This window comes from Lentilitoribacter sp. EG35 (assembly GCF_040784015.1).
In the GTDB taxonomy this organism is placed as follows: Bacteria; Pseudomonadota; Alphaproteobacteria; order Rhizobiales; family Rhizobiaceae; genus Lentilitoribacter.
On the sequence record NZ_JBFNGQ010000008.1, the window covers coordinates 49,019 to 63,473 of the forward strand.

At 42.4% G+C, this 14,455-nt stretch carries 18 protein-coding genes; 7 read left to right on the top strand and 11 right to left on the bottom strand.

Translation table 11 applies throughout. The features are described from left to right. Positions 1-145: 145 nt before the first annotated feature. Positions 146-853, bottom strand: a complete 708-nt coding sequence (locus AB2J24_RS14085; RefSeq protein ID WP_162654581.1) for a response regulator transcription factor — start codon at positions 851-853, stop codon at positions 146-148. A gap of 326 nt (positions 854-1,179) precedes the next feature. Here AB2J24_RS14085 and AB2J24_RS14090 point away from each other — a divergent pair, with 326 nt between their 5' ends. From AB2J24_RS14090 to AB2J24_RS14105, 4 genes are all read left to right on the top strand, one after another. Then, the gene (locus AB2J24_RS14090) at positions 1,180-2,793 is read left to right on the top strand and encodes a phosphoenolpyruvate carboxykinase (protein WP_367385912.1); all 1,614 of its coding nucleotides are present in this window, start codon (positions 1,180-1,182) and stop codon (positions 2,791-2,793) included. Positions 2,794-2,893: 100 nt separating this feature from the next. Further along, complete coding sequence (arfB, locus tag AB2J24_RS14095) at positions 2,894-3,328, top strand: alternative ribosome rescue aminoacyl-tRNA hydrolase ArfB (RefSeq protein WP_367385913.1); 435 nt, start codon at positions 2,894-2,896, stop codon at positions 3,326-3,328. 90 nt (positions 3,329-3,418) lie between these two features. Next, on the top strand, positions 3,419-3,871 hold the full coding sequence (lysM, locus tag AB2J24_RS14100; protein ID WP_162654584.1) for a peptidoglycan-binding protein LysM: 453 nt from the start codon (positions 3,419-3,421) through the stop codon (positions 3,869-3,871). Between the two features lie 63 nt (positions 3,872-3,934). Next, complete coding sequence (locus tag AB2J24_RS14105) at positions 3,935-4,549, top strand: alpha-ketoglutarate-dependent dioxygenase AlkB (protein ID WP_367385914.1); 615 nt, start codon at positions 3,935-3,937, stop codon at positions 4,547-4,549. Positions 4,550-4,553: 4 nt separating this feature from the next. Here AB2J24_RS14105 and AB2J24_RS14110 read toward each other — a convergent pair whose 3' ends face one another. From AB2J24_RS14110 to hisB, 8 genes are all read right to left on the bottom strand, one after another. Next, entirely contained in the window at positions 4,554-5,642 is a 1,089-nt protein-coding gene (locus AB2J24_RS14110) for a phosphatase PAP2 family protein (RefSeq protein WP_367385915.1), read from the bottom strand. A gap of 85 nt (positions 5,643-5,727) precedes the next feature. Next, positions 5,728-6,705, bottom strand: coding sequence for a type I pantothenate kinase (coaA, locus tag AB2J24_RS14115; protein WP_367386007.1), 978 nt, complete (start codon positions 6,703-6,705; stop codon positions 5,728-5,730). Continuing rightward, the gene (locus AB2J24_RS14120; protein ID WP_367385916.1) at positions 6,698-7,021 is read right to left on the bottom strand and encodes a phosphoribosyl-ATP diphosphatase; all 324 of its coding nucleotides are present in this window, start codon (positions 7,019-7,021) and stop codon (positions 6,698-6,700) included. Before AB2J24_RS14120 ends, coaA begins: the two co-directional genes overlap by 8 nt. A gap of 77 nt (positions 7,022-7,098) precedes the next feature. Further along, positions 7,099-7,872 (bottom strand): imidazole glycerol phosphate synthase subunit HisF, encoded by a 774-nt coding sequence (gene hisF, locus AB2J24_RS14125; protein WP_367385917.1) that lies wholly within the window; start codon positions 7,870-7,872, stop codon positions 7,099-7,101. After that, positions 7,865-8,599 carry a 1-(5-phosphoribosyl)-5-[(5-phosphoribosylamino)methylideneamino]imidazole-4-carboxamide isomerase gene (gene hisA, locus AB2J24_RS14130; protein ID WP_367385918.1) on the bottom strand — a complete coding sequence of 245 codons (735 nt, stop codon included), beginning with the start codon at positions 8,597-8,599 and terminating at the stop codon, positions 7,865-7,867. The genes hisF and hisA overlap by 8 nt, the downstream gene beginning before the upstream one ends. 16 nt (positions 8,600-8,615) lie before the next feature. Next, positions 8,616-9,266: an imidazole glycerol phosphate synthase subunit HisH gene (gene hisH, locus AB2J24_RS14135; protein ID WP_367385919.1), complete on the bottom strand. Its 651-nt coding sequence runs from the start codon at positions 9,264-9,266 to the stop codon at positions 8,616-8,618. Positions 9,267-9,274: 8 nt separating this feature from the next. Continuing rightward, entirely contained in the window at positions 9,275-9,709 is a 435-nt protein-coding gene (locus AB2J24_RS14140) for a DUF2628 domain-containing protein (protein ID WP_367385920.1), read from the bottom strand. A 23-nt stretch (positions 9,710-9,732) separates the two neighbouring features. Then, on the bottom strand, positions 9,733-10,329 hold the full coding sequence (hisB, locus tag AB2J24_RS14145) for an imidazoleglycerol-phosphate dehydratase HisB (RefSeq protein ID WP_420883659.1): 597 nt from the start codon (positions 10,327-10,329) through the stop codon (positions 9,733-9,735). A gap of 228 nt (positions 10,330-10,557) precedes the next feature. Here hisB and hslV point away from each other — a divergent pair, with 228 nt between their 5' ends. The 3 genes from hslV to AB2J24_RS14160 are packed head-to-tail and all read left to right on the top strand — an operon-like array spanning position 10,558 to position 13,487. Continuing rightward, entirely contained in the window at positions 10,558-11,121 is a 564-nt protein-coding gene (gene hslV, locus AB2J24_RS14150) for an ATP-dependent protease subunit HslV (protein WP_162654594.1), read from the top strand. 59 nt (positions 11,122-11,180) lie between these two features. Next, the gene (hslU, locus tag AB2J24_RS14155; protein WP_162654595.1) at positions 11,181-12,488 is read left to right on the top strand and encodes an ATP-dependent protease ATPase subunit HslU; all 1,308 of its coding nucleotides are present in this window, start codon (positions 11,181-11,183) and stop codon (positions 12,486-12,488) included. Positions 12,489-12,542: 54 nt separating this feature from the next. After that, on the top strand, positions 12,543-13,487 hold the full coding sequence (locus AB2J24_RS14160) for a DUF1402 family protein (protein WP_367385921.1): 945 nt from the start codon (positions 12,543-12,545) through the stop codon (positions 13,485-13,487). 20 nt (positions 13,488-13,507) lie between these two features. Here AB2J24_RS14160 and AB2J24_RS14165 read toward each other — a convergent pair whose 3' ends face one another. Beyond that, a complete protein-coding gene (locus AB2J24_RS14165; protein ID WP_162654597.1) occupies positions 13,508-13,864 on the bottom strand; it encodes a helix-turn-helix domain-containing protein in 357 nt (118 codons plus the stop codon). After that, positions 13,861-14,448, bottom strand: coding sequence for a Smr/MutS family protein (locus AB2J24_RS14170; protein ID WP_367385922.1), 588 nt, complete (start codon positions 14,446-14,448; stop codon positions 13,861-13,863). Before AB2J24_RS14170 ends, AB2J24_RS14165 begins: the two co-directional genes overlap by 4 nt. Positions 14,449-14,455 lie beyond the last annotated feature (7 nt).

Below are 14,455 nucleotides of genomic sequence, written 5' to 3' on the forward strand. Positions count from 1 at the left end.
TTGAAAACCCTTGGTTCTCTTGGTCTTGGGTAACCTTGGTCTCACCAGCTTGGGTGCGAGCAACCTGCCTACTCAAAGGATTTGACTCGTCCAAATCTTCACTTGGTTTGTTATTATCAGACACGTCACCCAAACTAACGACAGCTTATGCTTCTTTAAAGCGATATCCGACACCATATAGTGTCTCAATCATATTAAAATCATTATCGACCATCTTGAATTTTTTACGTAAACGCTTGATGTGGCTATCAATGGTCCGGTCATCCACATAGACCTGATCATCATAAGCGGCGTCCATCAAAGAGTCACGGCTTTTAACGACACCTGGACGTTGAGCAAGGGACAAGAGGATAAGAAATTCTGTTACCGTGAGCGTAACGACTTGATCTTTCCAAGAGCAAATATGCCGCTCTTGATCCATCGAAAGATGTCCGCGCTCCAAATTCTTCTGCTGAGAACCATCCGCCTTCGCAGACGCGCCAGCTTCTCTATTTGCCGCACGGCGAAGAATGGCTTTAACCCGCTCGACAAGTAGTCTTTGGGAAAATGGCTTCTTTATAAAATCATCTGCACCCATCTTTAAACCGAACAATTCATCAATTTCTTCGTCTTTTGATGTCAAAAAAATAACAGGTACGTCAGATTTTTGACGAAACCGACGTAGAAGCTCCATTCCATCCATTCTTGGCATTTTAATATCAAAAACAGCTAACTGCGGAGGCCTCGCAAGCAACCCATCCAGCGCTGATGCACCATCTGTATATGTTTCAACTTTATAACCTTCTGTTTCCAGCGCGATGGAAACAGAAGTCAAAATATTTTTATCATCATCCACTAAGGCAATGGTTTGCATGGATTTCTCCTGATTTGCTCGTTTTTACCACATACGGTTACGCTTACCATCTCTCTTGCGGATAAAAAGAGAACAAATTGTGGCAAAGCTCAAATTTTATCAAAACAAACATTCATTTAACTTTTAATATTCCTATAAATGGTCCGATAACCATAATCTTTTCAAAGACTAATTTTAAATCGTTTGAAAAATTGTGACAGTTTTTTAAATCGATTAAATATTTGTTTTTATTGATTTTTCAACTTTTTTCACTTGCCAATTTAAAATTTTTAATTATTTATAGCCAAATATTTAAATGTCATTTTATCTCTGGAAAGGCTCCTGCTATGCAACAGGAATTTGGTACTCGCAATAAACAGTTTGGTTTAGATCAGTGTGGATTAACATCCATTTCTTCGATCTATTATAACCTTACTGAGGGCGAGCTTTATGAAAAAGCCCTCCAACGCAAAGAAGCAACTTTGACCGCTCATGGTGCTCTGCGCGCAATCACCGGTCAACATACTGGTCGCTCTGCCGCTGACAAATTTACAGTTCGTGATGCAACAACGGAAGATCAAATCTGGTGGGATAATAACAAAGCCATGTCACCGGAACATTTTGAAAATCTTTATGATGACATGATTTCTCATGCAGAAGGTCGTGATCTGTTCGTTCAGGACCTTGTTGGAGGTGCAGACAAAGAAAATGCATTGCCAACACGTGTGGTGACTGAATTTGCATGGCATTCACTGTTTATCCGTAATCTTCTTATTCGTCCCGAGCGAAGTGAACTTGCAGATTTTACAGCAAAAATGACGGTTATTGACCTTCCAAGTTTCCGTGCGGACAAAGAACGACATGGTTGTCGTTCTGAAACAGTTATAGCGATCAATATTGCCAAAAGGATCGTTCTTATTGGTGGTACATCATATGCTGGCGAGATGAAAAAATCTGTCTTCACAATGCTTAACTACTTGCTTCCACAAAAAGGTGTGATGCCGATGCATTGTTCAGCCAATGTGGGCAAGGATGGCGATGCTGCTGTTTTCTTTGGCCTATCTGGCACAGGTAAAACAACTCTTTCTGCCGACCCTGCGCGCACACTTGTTGGTGACGACGAGCATGGTTGGGGTGAAGATGGTATCTTTAATTTCGAAGGTGGCTGTTATGCAAAAACCATTCGTCTTTCCAAAGAAGCAGAGCCGGAAATTTTCAGCACAACAGAGCGCTTCGGCACTGTGCTTGAAAATGTAGTTTTAGATGAAAATCGCGTCCCCGATTTTGACGATGGATCGCTGACTGAAAACACACGCTGTGCTTACCCGCTACATTTTATTCCAAATGCAAGTGATACAGGCAAAGCAAAACACCCAAAAAACATTATCATGCTAACGGCTGATGCATTTGGTGTTATGCCACCAATTGCGAAATTAACACCAGATCAAGCCATGTATCACTTCCTATCCGGTTACACTGCAAAAGTAGCTGGTACAGAAAAAGGTGTTACGGAACCAGAAGCAACATTCTCAACCTGTTTTGGTGCACCATTTATGCCACGTCACCCAACAGTTTACGGTAATCTTTTGCGCAAACTTATCGCCGAGCATGGTGTAAATTGCTGGTTGGTCAATACAGGCTGGACCGGAGGCGCTTATGGCGTTGGTGAGCGTATGCCGATTAAAGCAACACGTGCCCTTCTAACCGCAGCACTTGATGGGTCATTAAATGAGGCTGACTACCGCCCAGACGACAATTTTGGTTTCCAAGTCCCGGTTTCAGTGGAAGGTGTTGACACTCAAATCCTTGACCCTCGCTCTACATGGAATGACAAAGAAGCATACGATAAAATGGCCTCAGGACTTGTTGATATGTTTGTTTCGAACTTTGACAAATTTGAAGACCATGTCGATGGTACTGTGCGCGATGCTGCCCCGGGCATCCGTATCGCTGCCGAGTAAGCCTCCTCCAGTCAATTGTGTATAATGTTACAAACCCGCCGGTTTTCAATCGGCGGGTTTCGTTTATATTGTATTTAACAATATCACTAAAGGATAGGTTTTGGCGCAACGAGCACTTTATGTCAGCGATAAGATTACCATTGAGCCATGGGAAATAGTTGAGTCTTTCATTCACTCTGCAGGCCCTGGTGGGCAAAATGTCAATAAAGTTGCGACATCCGTTCAGTTGCGCTTTGATCTTAAGAACTCACCCTCTGTACCTCCATTTGTGAAAAATCGTACCGTTAAGATTGCAGGGCGGCGTCTCAATAAAGATGGTGTTCTCGTACTTGAAGCAACAAAACACCGCTCGCAAGAACGAAATCGGGAAGATGCGCGCGAGCGCCTCAAAGAAATCTTGCTAGAAGCCAGCAAACCATTGCCACCACCGCGGCGAAAAACAAAACCCACACGTGGCTCAGTAGAACGACGTCTCAAAGCTAAATCTAACCGTTCTGGCATCAAGAAGATGCGCGGGAGTGTCAGTGATGATTAAACCAAAATCACGCGGGTCACATAAAAGACTTCGCAATCAGTTATAAATCTACTATCAATAGTTAAAATCGTAATAATAGGGGAGAATTCCATGAGCTTTTTTGATTTTGTAAAATCTGCGGGTAAAAAACTAGGCCTTGTTGATGATGAACCACCAGTGGCAGAAGCTGTTGAAAAGGAACTCGCATCGCATAAGTTAGGTACCGATGATGTTAAGGTTGTCGTTAAAGGCGATACTGTTGTGCTTGAAGGCAATGTTGAAGATCAATCTGTTTTCGAAAAAGCCATTCTTGCTGTTGGCAACACTTTAGGTATTTCAAAGGTTGAAGCGGCTGAACTAAAAGTTGCTGATGCACCAGCAGCAGCTGAACCAACTTTTCACACTGTTCAAAAAGGCGACAATCTTTGGAAAGTAGCTGAAGCTGCCTATGGCAAAGGCAAAGGTGGCAAGTACACTGTTATATTTGAAGCTAATAAACCGATGTTATCAGATCCTGATCTTATCTATCCCGGTCAAGTATTGCGCATTCCAGCGCTAGACTAGTCTCTGCGAGACCGGTCATTAAGATTACCGTACCAAATAAACCTTTGGGGAGAAGCCAGTTAAATGCAAGTTCTTCCCAAAGGCTTTTCTCATATTCCAAACCATCTCAATATTTCTACGCAGCGCGAACTTGTTGATGTTATCCGCGAGATCGTCAAACAAGCCCCGTTATATCGGCCAGAAATGCCGAAAACTGGTAAACCCTTCTCTGTTCGCATGACCAATTGTGGAGAGCTGGGTTGGGTTTCTGATGAACAATCTGGCTATCGCTACCAGCCCAATCACCCTAAAACCAGCAAGCCCTGGCCCAAAATACCTGATCAGCTTATGCAAATCTGGCGAGAATTATCTGGCGTTGAATATTCACCTGAAGCTTGTCTTATCAATTTTTACGATACATCAGCGCGCATGGGGCTGCATCAGGACAATGATGAAAATAATCTAGAAGCGCCAGTGCTTTCAATATCATTGGGCGACACATGTCAATTCCGCATCGGTCAAACAACGCGCGGAGGTCAAACCAAAAGCTTTAAGCTCCATAGCGGTGATGTTGTTGTTCTTGGTGGAGAATCTCGTCTTTGTTTCCATGGTGTCGATAAGATTTATCCTGATACATCACCGCTTCTTAAAAACGGTGGCCGGATTAATCTCACCCTGCGGCGGGTAACCCAAACTTAAATAATCAGCCAGATGCTTTCTTCATAAAACGACGTGTTGAATAATAAATTACGGCGACCAAGAGTGCCCCTGCAAGCCCGTCAATTGCATAATGCCATGCCAAGTAAACGGAGCTAACCCAAACAAAGAGCGCATAAATTAGCGCGATAAATCCGAGTTTACGATTGATCTCAAATGCAAAGAAAACATTCATACACACAAGCGAAACATGCATGCTGGGAAATGCGGATATACCTGTACCTAGACTAGGTGTCGTGCTGGCATAAGCACTCCAAAGATAAGCTTGATATCTGATAGCGCTGCTCTGTTCATGCTGAGCAAGTATTGCTAACTGCTCTCCAAAACGCATCTCATCACCGGTAACAAGACCATAAAAAGCAGGTCCCGCAGATATAAATAACCCAGCAAATATTGTTCCCACGATTACCCAAACCCAAACAATGGAAGAAAGATATCTAACCTTCATTTCACTGCGAGAATCTGCATATGCTGCAAGAGCAATGATCGCAAAAACTTGAATATGCCAGTACATATTGTAATTGATTTCAACGAACTTTTGTAGCGCTATACTATGAATTGAATCAAACATAATACGCCAAGGGTCACTACCAAAAAATAGTAATTTATCTAAATCGGCTTGCCAAATATCATGCTGAAAGCCCTGTAAATCTGCAAAACTGGTTTTAATTGCGGTATACATTCCCATAAACATACAAAGCAGGATCATCAAAACGACACCAACAAAGAAATTTGCGATGTTCTGATTGGAAAACGTCCGTTTCAGTGCCCAACGCGAGCGATGTTTACCACGCCTAACGGCACCAAGGGTTGCGCTAAGTATAAAAAAAGTAGGTAGAACAACGACCACTAACGGAAGAAGTGTCTCAAGATAAATAAAGAAATGTTGTCCGGCAAGCTTTTCAAAATAACCTAAATAGACAAACCCAATACCCCAATATGCGAGCATGAGCATAATTACAGGTTTTGTTTTGGAAATACTGGATAAAAAATGCTCTCTGAATTCAAATATTTGCACGCCAAACTCTTCCCGCGTAGGCATATAAATCATTTGAGCTTTATTTTGTAACATCATAAGCAAAACCAACCATTTAGCACTAAGTGCTCACATGGTAGTATCTTGCTCTTAATTATCGATTAAGTCAGATCGAGAACATCTACTACAATCTGCGAAGAAAAACTTCTTCGATGAGATGATCATCACCTTTTCGTAGGATCAAATCCGCACGTGGCCGTGTCGGCAGGATATTTTCATAAAGATTTTTAAGATTGATATTTTGCCACAGATCATTAGCTATTTTCAAAGCGTCTTTATCACCAATTTCAACATAACGGTGAAAGAAAGATTTTGGATCTTTAAATGCTGTGTCTCTTAAACGCATAAAACGTTCGATATACCATTCTTCGATTTTATCCTCTTCAGCGTCGATATAAATCGAGAAATCAAAAAAATCTGAGACAAATGGCACCACTCGCCCGTGAGATGGTAGTTCCCGAACTTGAAGGACATTAATTCCTTCAAATATGAGGATATCCGGCTTTTCTATTAATTGGTATTTATCCGGCAAAACATCATATGACATGTGCGAGTAAAGAGGTGCTTTTACCTTTGGTTTTCCAGACTTAATTGCAGCGAGGAACCGCAAAAGTGCACCGATGTCATAACTATCTGGAAATCCTTTTCTTGCCATCAGATCATGCTCTTTTAAATAGGCATTTGGATAAAGGAACCCATCCGTTGTCACCAAATCAACTTTTGGATGCGATGGCCAACGGCTCAGAAGCTCTCGCAAGACACGCGCGGTTGTAGATTTACCTACCGCGACAGATCCACCAATCCCAATGACAAAAGGAGCCTGAATGGCACCTTCCATATCTAGAAAATGTTGCCGTTGAGCAAATAGACTCTGGGTCTTCTCAACATGAGCAGACAACATGCGCGATAAAGACAGGTAAATTTTTCGGATTTCATTGAGATCAACGGGATCATTAAGCGATCTCAGGCGCCTTACTTCCTCTTCACTTAATGTGAGAGGGGTATCAGCACGAAAATCTGACCATTGGTCAGCACTGAATTTTAAAAAAGGCGAATATTTATCGTGACCCAAATGATCGATATCTACCGACGTATCATCCATTGGCACGCGAAGCTTTTTCATCAATACCCGACTGGCCCGTTCGTTTTGCCAATTCAGCCATAACATCATCCAATGGAATATCGGCAATTTTCAACACAACAAGTAAGTGAAATAGGAGATCGGCAGATTCTGATACCAGTTCACCGCGATCATTTTTCATCGCCGCAATAACAGTTTCAACCGCTTCTTCACCTAGTTTTTTGCTAGCTTTTTCCTGACCTTGGGAAATAAGTTTTGCCGTCCAAGACTCATCCGGCGAAGCCGCAGCGCGACTTGCAACGATCGTTTCGAGATCAGAAAGAACAAAATCTGTCATTTGAACCGCTCCCTTTATTCAAATGTCCCCGTCATCATACCTAAATGGTATGGATTGTTTCATTAGTCAAGATAAGGCTAGTCGAGGCGAACTGCCAAACCGTTGTCAGCCATATATTGTTTTGCCTCACCGATTGTATAGGTACCAAAATGGAATATCGAAGCTGCAAGTACAGCTGTCGCATGCCCATCACGGATACCCTCAACCAAATGATCGAGATTACCTACGCCACCAGATGCAATAACCGGCACTGAGGTCGCATCAGCAATGGTACGGGTTAGACCTAGGTCATACCCGATTTTAGCCCCATCACGATCCATAGATGTCACAAGTAACTCACCTGCACCTAACTCTGTCATCTCAATGGCAAAATCCACCGCATTAATACCGGTTTCATTACGCCCACCATGGGTAAAAATTTCCCATCGGTCTGTTTCACCATCTTTAGAAACACGTTTTGCATCGATGGAAACAACAATACATTGATTACCAAATTTATCGGCAGCTTCTGCTACAAATTCCGGATTATTGACTGCGGCCGTATTGATTGAAACCTTATCCGCACCAGACAAAAGCAATTTGCGAATATCTTTAACCTCTCGCACACCACCGCCAACAGTGAGAGGCATAAAACAATGATCGGCTGTTTTTGCGACCACATCAAAAATTGTGTCGCGATTACCAGATGAGGCAGTAATATCCAGAAAACACAGTTCATCGGCGCCGGCAGCATCGTAAGCTTTTGCGGCTTCCACCGGATCGCCAGCATCAATCAAATCCACAAAGTTGACGCCTTTTACGACGCGTCCGTCTTTAACATCAAGGCACGGAATAATACGTGATTTAAGCATCTGATCCTCTTAAAACCGCAAGCGCTTCATCAGGATCAATACGGCCATCATAAAGCGCACGGCCTGAAATAGCACCCTCGAGTTTTCTCGCCTTATCACTCGCGAGCATTTTAATGTCATCCATCGATGCCAAACCACCAGACGCGATCACAGGAATTGAAATTTCTTCTGCCAAGTGCAGTGTGGAATCCCAATTAATACCCTTTAAAATCCCATCACGATCAATATCCGTGTAGATGATGGCTGCAACACCTGCATCCTCAAATTCTTTTGCCAACTCCACAATACCAAGCTCGGATGCTTCGGCCCAGCCTTCAACAGCAACCTTTCCACCTTTGGCGTCAATTCCAATAGCAATTTGATCTGGGAATTCACGACAGGCTTTTTTTACTAAATCTGGGTCTCGAACTGCTATTGTACCAAGTATGACACGTTTGACACCTTTTTGGAGCCAATTGGAAATGTGATCGAGGTTGCGGATACCTCCACCAAGCTGAACAGGATTACATGTAGATGCCAAAATCTCTTCAACCGCAGCGCCATTTACGGCTTCACCAGCGAATGCGCCATTTAGATCGACAACATGGAGCCAGCTAAATCCCTGATCCTCAAATGCTTTTGCTTGCGCGCCTGGACTGTCATTATAAATAGTTGCCTGATCCATATCGCCAAGTTTAAGACGTACACATTGACCATCTTTAAGATCAATTGCCGGAAATAAAATCATTTATGTTTTCCTAGTTCTATATTTGCCACTTCAAAAAATTCGTAATAAGCGACAAGCCAAGTTCCTGACTTTTTTCAGGATGGAATTGCGTACCCACCATATTATCTTTAGCAATCACTGCAGTAACTTCGCCACCATAATTGGTGGTTGCAAGCACATCGACAGAATTTACCGCCTTAAAATGATAGGAATGAACAAAATAGGCATGTTTACCACCATCACCCGTTTTAATGCCTTCAAACAGCGCATGATCTCGTTTGAGATTAATGGTGTTCCAACCCATCTGCGGAATTTTAAGATCAGGGTCATCAATCTCGATTTCGGTCACGTCACCAGAGATCCAGCCCAATCCTTCTGTCGTCGTTTTTTCCAAGCCGCGATCTGACATGAGTTGCATGCCCACACAAATTCCAAAAAACGGACGTGCTTTTTTGATAACGACTTCATTGAGCACCTCGACCATACCGTCAACTGCACCAAGGCCTTTGCGGCAATCGGCATAAGCCCCCACACCCGGCAAGACAATGCGGTCTGCATGTAAAACATCTTCCGCATGATTAGTCAGTATGACTTCTGCTCTTAGATTAGCTTCACGAACAGCGCGCTCAAATGACTTAACAGCGGATCGTAAATTACCCGACCCATAGTCAATCACTGCAACTTTCATTTATGGTCCTAATTTCTGCCGAAAACCATATCGGCTTGTTGTGGGGACGGTTTTGTCTTTAATATCGGATTTACGACTTTCATATGAGATTTTGGCTGCTCTGCAAGATATATATCTCGTGCCATTTCAGAATTTAATGCCGAAACACGTGCCAAAACAACCAATCCCTGCTTCTGTAAAAATTCTAAATAGAAAAATCGCGCCTCAAAACCCACCCAAAATGCAATCAATAAACTCAAAACTAATTGCAAAGCATCGAGCGGTAAAAGAGAGACGACTAAGAATGCCATTAAGCTTATTCCTGCGTGAAGCCACATGCCTCTCCATAAAAACCACAAAGGCGGCACGATAAAAGCAAAAAAGCTAAACCCATCACGGATGGCAAACAGGTCCTCTTGGCTTTGTATCCCAGGTCGCTGGCCTAAAACGGTAAAATGCTTCATGGATTAATTCCTGAAAATACAACCTAGTTTAATGAACCCTTAGTTGATGGCACACGATCACTTTGCCGTGGGTCAATTTCGCAAGCTGTTCGCAGCACGCGAGCAACTGCTTTAAAGCAAGTTTCTGCAATATGGTGATTATTAACGCCGTAATAGTTGTTAATATGCAACGTCATACCTGAATTTTGTGCAAGAGCCTGAAAAAACTCGCGCACAAGCTCGGTATCAAACGTTCCAATCTTCGGAGATGAAAAATCAACATCCCACACCAGAAATGGACGACCGGAAATATCAATACCGGCTTTGGTCATAGTCTCATCCATAACCAAATCAAGAGATGCATATCGGGTAATACCCTTACGATCGCCAAGTGCTTTTGAGATGGCCTGGCCAATTGCGATGCCTACGTCTTCAACCGTATGGTGATCATCAATATGAAGATCACCATCCGCCTGAATATCCATATCGATCAAAGAATGCCGAGACAATTGTTCAAGCATATGATCGAAAAATCCAACACCAGTTTCGATGTTTGATAGGCCTGTGCCATCTATTTTCACCGTCACTGAGATATCTGTCTCGTTGGTTTTACGATCAACCGAACCTAGCCTGTTACTCATAGTAATTCTCACATCTTATATCGTATGTGCATATATGAAGTTATAAATGCATCTAAAAATCATATTCTTAAGGTGCTAAATAACAGGCAAAGATGTAAATTTCCATACGCATCCGAAGAATAGATGATGTTTAGCTTTTGATTTTTGTTTCTTTTGACCTACATAGAGGCTTAGAAGATCACGAATTTGCCCGATATAGGCGGCACAGCACACTAATTAGGAATGAATATGAGTGAACATAACCCTTTTGGCACAATGCATGCGACAACTATTATTACTGTCAAAAAAGACGGTGTGGCTGTAATGGCAGGCGACGGACAAGTCAGTCTTGGCCAAACGGTGATGAAGGGAAATGCACGAAAAGTGCGCCGTATTGGTAAAAATGGTAATGTTATTGCAGGTTTTGCCGGCGCAACAGCCGATGCATTTACGCTTCTAGAACGCCTAGAAGCAAAATTAGAACAATATCCAGGTCAATTGATGCGCGCCTCCGTGGAGCTTGCCAAAGATTGGCGGACAGATCGATATTTACGCAAACTGGAAGCCATGATGCTGGTAGCAGATAAAGATGTAACACTTGCAATCACAGGTAACGGTGATGTACTTGAACCAGAACATGGAACAATGGCGATTGGCTCTGGTGGTAACTACGCCTATGCGGCCGCCAGGGCATTGATGGACACAGATATGTCAGCAGAAGATATTGCCAGAAAAGCAATGGGAATCGCTGGCGATATCTGTGTATACACAAATCACAATTTTGTCGTTGAAACGCTTAAGACAAGTGATTAGGCAATCCTCAAGACGCATTTATTTATCTTAAGTATTTATATTATTTGGACATTTATTTTATGACAGCTTTTTCCCCACGTGAAACCGTATCAGAACTCGACCGCTATATTATCGGCCAGAAAGATGCAAAACGCGCCGTTGCTATTGCCATGCGTAATCGCTGGCGTCGTCAACAATTGCCTGAAAGCCTTCGTGATGAAGTGATGCCAAAAAATATCCTGATGATTGGACCCACCGGCGTTGGTAAAACTGAAATTTCTCGCCGTTTGGCTAAACTCGCTGGCGCGCCATTTATCAAAGTGGAAGCAACAAAATTCACTGAAGTTGGTTATGTAGGTCGAGATGTTGAGCAAATCATCCGTGATCTGATTGAAGCTGGTATTTCCATCATCAAAGAGAAAAAGCGCGCCGAGGTGAAAGCCAAAGCCCATGTAAACGCTGAAGAACGCGTGCTTGATGCACTTGTGGGAAACACTGCTTCACCTGCGACGCGAGATTCGTTCCGCAAAAAACTTCGCGAAGGGCAAATTGACGATAAAGAAATTGAAATTGAAATCGCAGATAATCAATCCAATATGCCTAACTTCGAAATCCCTGGCATGCCTGGTGCAAATATTGGTGTCATGAATATTAGCGAGATGTTTGGCAAAGCGATGGGCGGTCAAACAAAAAAAATAAAGACGTCTGTTAAAGAATCATATGAGCAGCTTATCAATGATGAAGCTGAAAAACTTATTGATGATGAACAAATTCAACAGGAAGCGCTCGCTTCTGCTCAAAATGACGGCATTGTTTTTATTGATGAAATAGATAAAATTGCGGCTAAAGATGGCGGTTCAGGCGTTGGAGTATCTCGCGAAGGTGTTCAACGCGATCTTTTACCTCTCGTTGAAGGAACCACCGTTGCGACGAAATATGGCCCGATTAAAACCGACCATATTCTTTTCATAGCATCAGGTGCATTCCATGTGGCAAAACCATCTGATCTTTTACCCGAACTACAGGGTCGTTTGCCAATTCGAGTTGAATTGCGTGCGCTTGAAAAACATGATTTCCGCCGTATTTTAACTGAACCAGAAGCGAGCCTCATCAAGCAATATGTGGCGCTGATGAAAACAGAAGATGTGGACCTCGATTTCACTGATGATTCGATTGAAGCACTCGCAGATGTTGCTGTTCACCTAAATTCAACGGTTGAAAACATCGGTGCGCGACGTTTGCAGACCGTTATGGAGCGCGTTTTAGATGAAATTTCATTCAAGGCACCCGATATGAATGGTGAAACACTTAAAATTGATGCGGAATATGTACGAAAACACGTTGGTGATCTTGCACAGGACACAGATTTGTCTAAATTCATTCTATAAATCAGCGATAAAAACCGGTGCACAAGCCGAAGTTGCTATGGGATGCCAAGAAATATGCGAATTATATTGATCTTTGCAGCGCTTTTCAGCCTGCTTGCTACACAATATTCTGTGGCTAAATCTATTCGCGAGGTGCCAAGTGGCAATCGCCTATCGCGCCAACCTGCCATTCCTTCTGGTTCAAAAAATAGAACCGTTGCAAAGAAAACCAGTTTTGATCGAAAATATGAAAAGATAAAAAAGCTTCTCGAAAAAGATCGTAATCTTCAAAATCGCATTAAACGCGTGTCAAAGGCCTACAAAATAGATCCAATACATATTGTTGGCGCCTTGGTTGGTGAGCATACGTTCAATGTCGATGTTTATGACACTTTTCAATCATACTATGTCAAAGCGATTGCCTATGCGACAAACAATTTTACCTTTGAGTATGATGGCGAAAAAGTCATGGATTTTGTCAATCGAGAAGAATTTGCAAAGTGCAAAGACATAAAAGGATCATATGCATTATGGTCCTGCCGTGAAAATGTTTGGCAGAAGAAATTTCGTGGTAAAAAAGTGGATGGAAAACGATATCCGAAAGATCGATTTAGCGCGGTATTTTTCCAACCCTTTTTTGCAGGGCAAACATTTGGTTTAGGGCAACTTAACCCTCTCACAGCTTTAAAACTAACAGATAAAGTTTCATCCGTTTCAAGACATAAAAAGCTAAATGCAAATAAAGCTAAGGATGTCTACAAAACAATTATGGATCCTAATACGACGCTAAGCTATATGGCTGCTCTTATTCGTGTATCCATTGATGCTTATAAAAAGAAAGCTAAGCTTGATATTTCAAAGAATCCGGGGATTACAGCTACACTTTATAATTTAGGTAATCCAGAAGCCCGCGCTGTTAGACATGCGCGTAGTGGCCGACGATACCCACGTGAAAATTACTATGGCTGGTTTGTTAATAAACACGAAAAAGAACTGCGTGAAATCGTCAAAAAATGGTAATTTTCCCCATCAATGTCGGTTTATTTCGCATTCTCAATAATCATACGAATTTTATCAAGATCCTCTGATGACAATGTCTGAACAGATTTGGACAAAAGATTGGCAACCTCTGTCGCCTTGGCATTTAACCCAGACGTATTGATTGTAATTTTAGGATCAGACAAGCCTGCAAGTTCCATCAGGTTCTCTGCATCATCCCAAATTACATTAAAGTACCCGATGGTCCGCTGAACAAATTGCCAACTTGGTTTTGAACGGTGGCCGTGTTCAAGCGCTGACAAATAGGCTGCCGAAACACCTAGCTCTATGGCCATTTGTTTTTGTGTTACATTGCGATCTTCACGCAATTTTCGGATAGCTTCACCAAATGGGGTCATCTGATTTTTTCCGTTTTCTTACGCAACCTAACATAAAGTGCTCCTTCACCGCCATGATGCTGAGCAGCATTACGGAACCCTGAGACAAACATTTTAAAATCTGATTTTGTGAACCAGTCAGGTACTGCGCGCTTTAAAACACCCTGCCCACCGGAAGAATTTCCTTTGCCAGTAATAACCAGAACATGGCGTAAACCTTGCTGATAAGCATCATCTAGAAAATTGTAGAGTGCCCAATGTGCAGATTGTTGCGTCATGCCATGCAAATCAATACGAGCATCTATAGAAACACGACCTTTTGAAATTTTGCGATGAACGGGTCGTTCAATTGGATTTAACGATTGATGCTTAACACCCTTAGAAGCTACTTTTGGTTTTGAAATTGGCGGTTGATAGCTCTCGGCTACAGACCGCAGGACCGGTTTCTTTAAAAAGGGTTTTCGTTCCTTTTCATCAATATGATGAATATCAAGCAGATCATCCTCATCGAGCGCGGTCATTTTTCCATAAGGCGTCACAGTTTTGGTCACTTTGTGCCAAATTTTGCGATCATCTTCTGTAAGTTTTTTCTGCCGTTTGGTCATAATCTGA

Coding starts and splice junctions, on each gene's coding strand:
- AB2J24_RS14085 (WP_162654581.1), bottom strand. CDS start 853: ATGCAAACCATTGCCTTAGTGGATGATGATAAAAATATTTTGACTTCT.
- AB2J24_RS14090 (WP_367385912.1), top strand. CDS start 1,180: ATGCAACAGGAATTTGGTACTCGCAATAAACAGTTTGGTTTAGATCAG.
- lysM (WP_162654584.1), top strand. CDS start 3,419: ATGAGCTTTTTTGATTTTGTAAAATCTGCGGGTAAAAAACTAGGCCTT.
- AB2J24_RS14105 (WP_367385914.1), top strand. CDS start 3,935: ATGCAAGTTCTTCCCAAAGGCTTTTCTCATATTCCAAACCATCTCAAT.
- AB2J24_RS14110 (WP_367385915.1), bottom strand. CDS start 5,642: ATGATGTTACAAAATAAAGCTCAAATGATTTATATGCCTACGCGGGAA.
- coaA (WP_367386007.1), bottom strand. CDS start 6,705: ATGGATGATACGTCGGTAGATATCGATCATTTGGGTCACGATAAATAT.
- AB2J24_RS14120 (WP_367385916.1), bottom strand. CDS start 7,021: ATGACAGATTTTGTTCTTTCTGATCTCGAAACGATCGTTGCAAGTCGC.
- hisF (WP_367385917.1), bottom strand. CDS start 7,872: ATGCTTAAATCACGTATTATTCCGTGCCTTGATGTTAAAGACGGACGC.
- hisA (WP_367385918.1), bottom strand. CDS start 8,599: ATGATTTTATTTCCGGCAATTGATCTTAAAGATGGTCAATGTGTACGT.
- hisH (WP_367385919.1), bottom strand. CDS start 9,266: ATGAAAGTTGCAGTGATTGACTATGGGTCGGGTAATTTACGATCCGCT.
- AB2J24_RS14140 (WP_367385920.1), bottom strand. CDS start 9,709: ATGAAGCATTTTACCGTTTTAGGCCAGCGACCTGGGATACAAAGCCAA.
- hisB (WP_420883659.1), bottom strand. CDS start 10,329: ATGAGTAACAGGCTAGGTTCGGTTGATCGTAAAACCAACGAGACAGAT.
- hslV (WP_162654594.1), top strand. CDS start 10,558: ATGAGTGAACATAACCCTTTTGGCACAATGCATGCGACAACTATTATT.
- hslU (WP_162654595.1), top strand. CDS start 11,181: ATGACAGCTTTTTCCCCACGTGAAACCGTATCAGAACTCGACCGCTAT.
- AB2J24_RS14160 (WP_367385921.1), top strand. CDS start 12,543: ATGCGAATTATATTGATCTTTGCAGCGCTTTTCAGCCTGCTTGCTACA.
- AB2J24_RS14165 (WP_162654597.1), bottom strand. CDS start 13,864: ATGACCCCATTTGGTGAAGCTATCCGAAAATTGCGTGAAGATCGCAAT.
- AB2J24_RS14170 (WP_367385922.1), bottom strand. CDS start 14,448: ATGACCAAACGGCAGAAAAAACTTACAGAAGATGATCGCAAAATTTGG.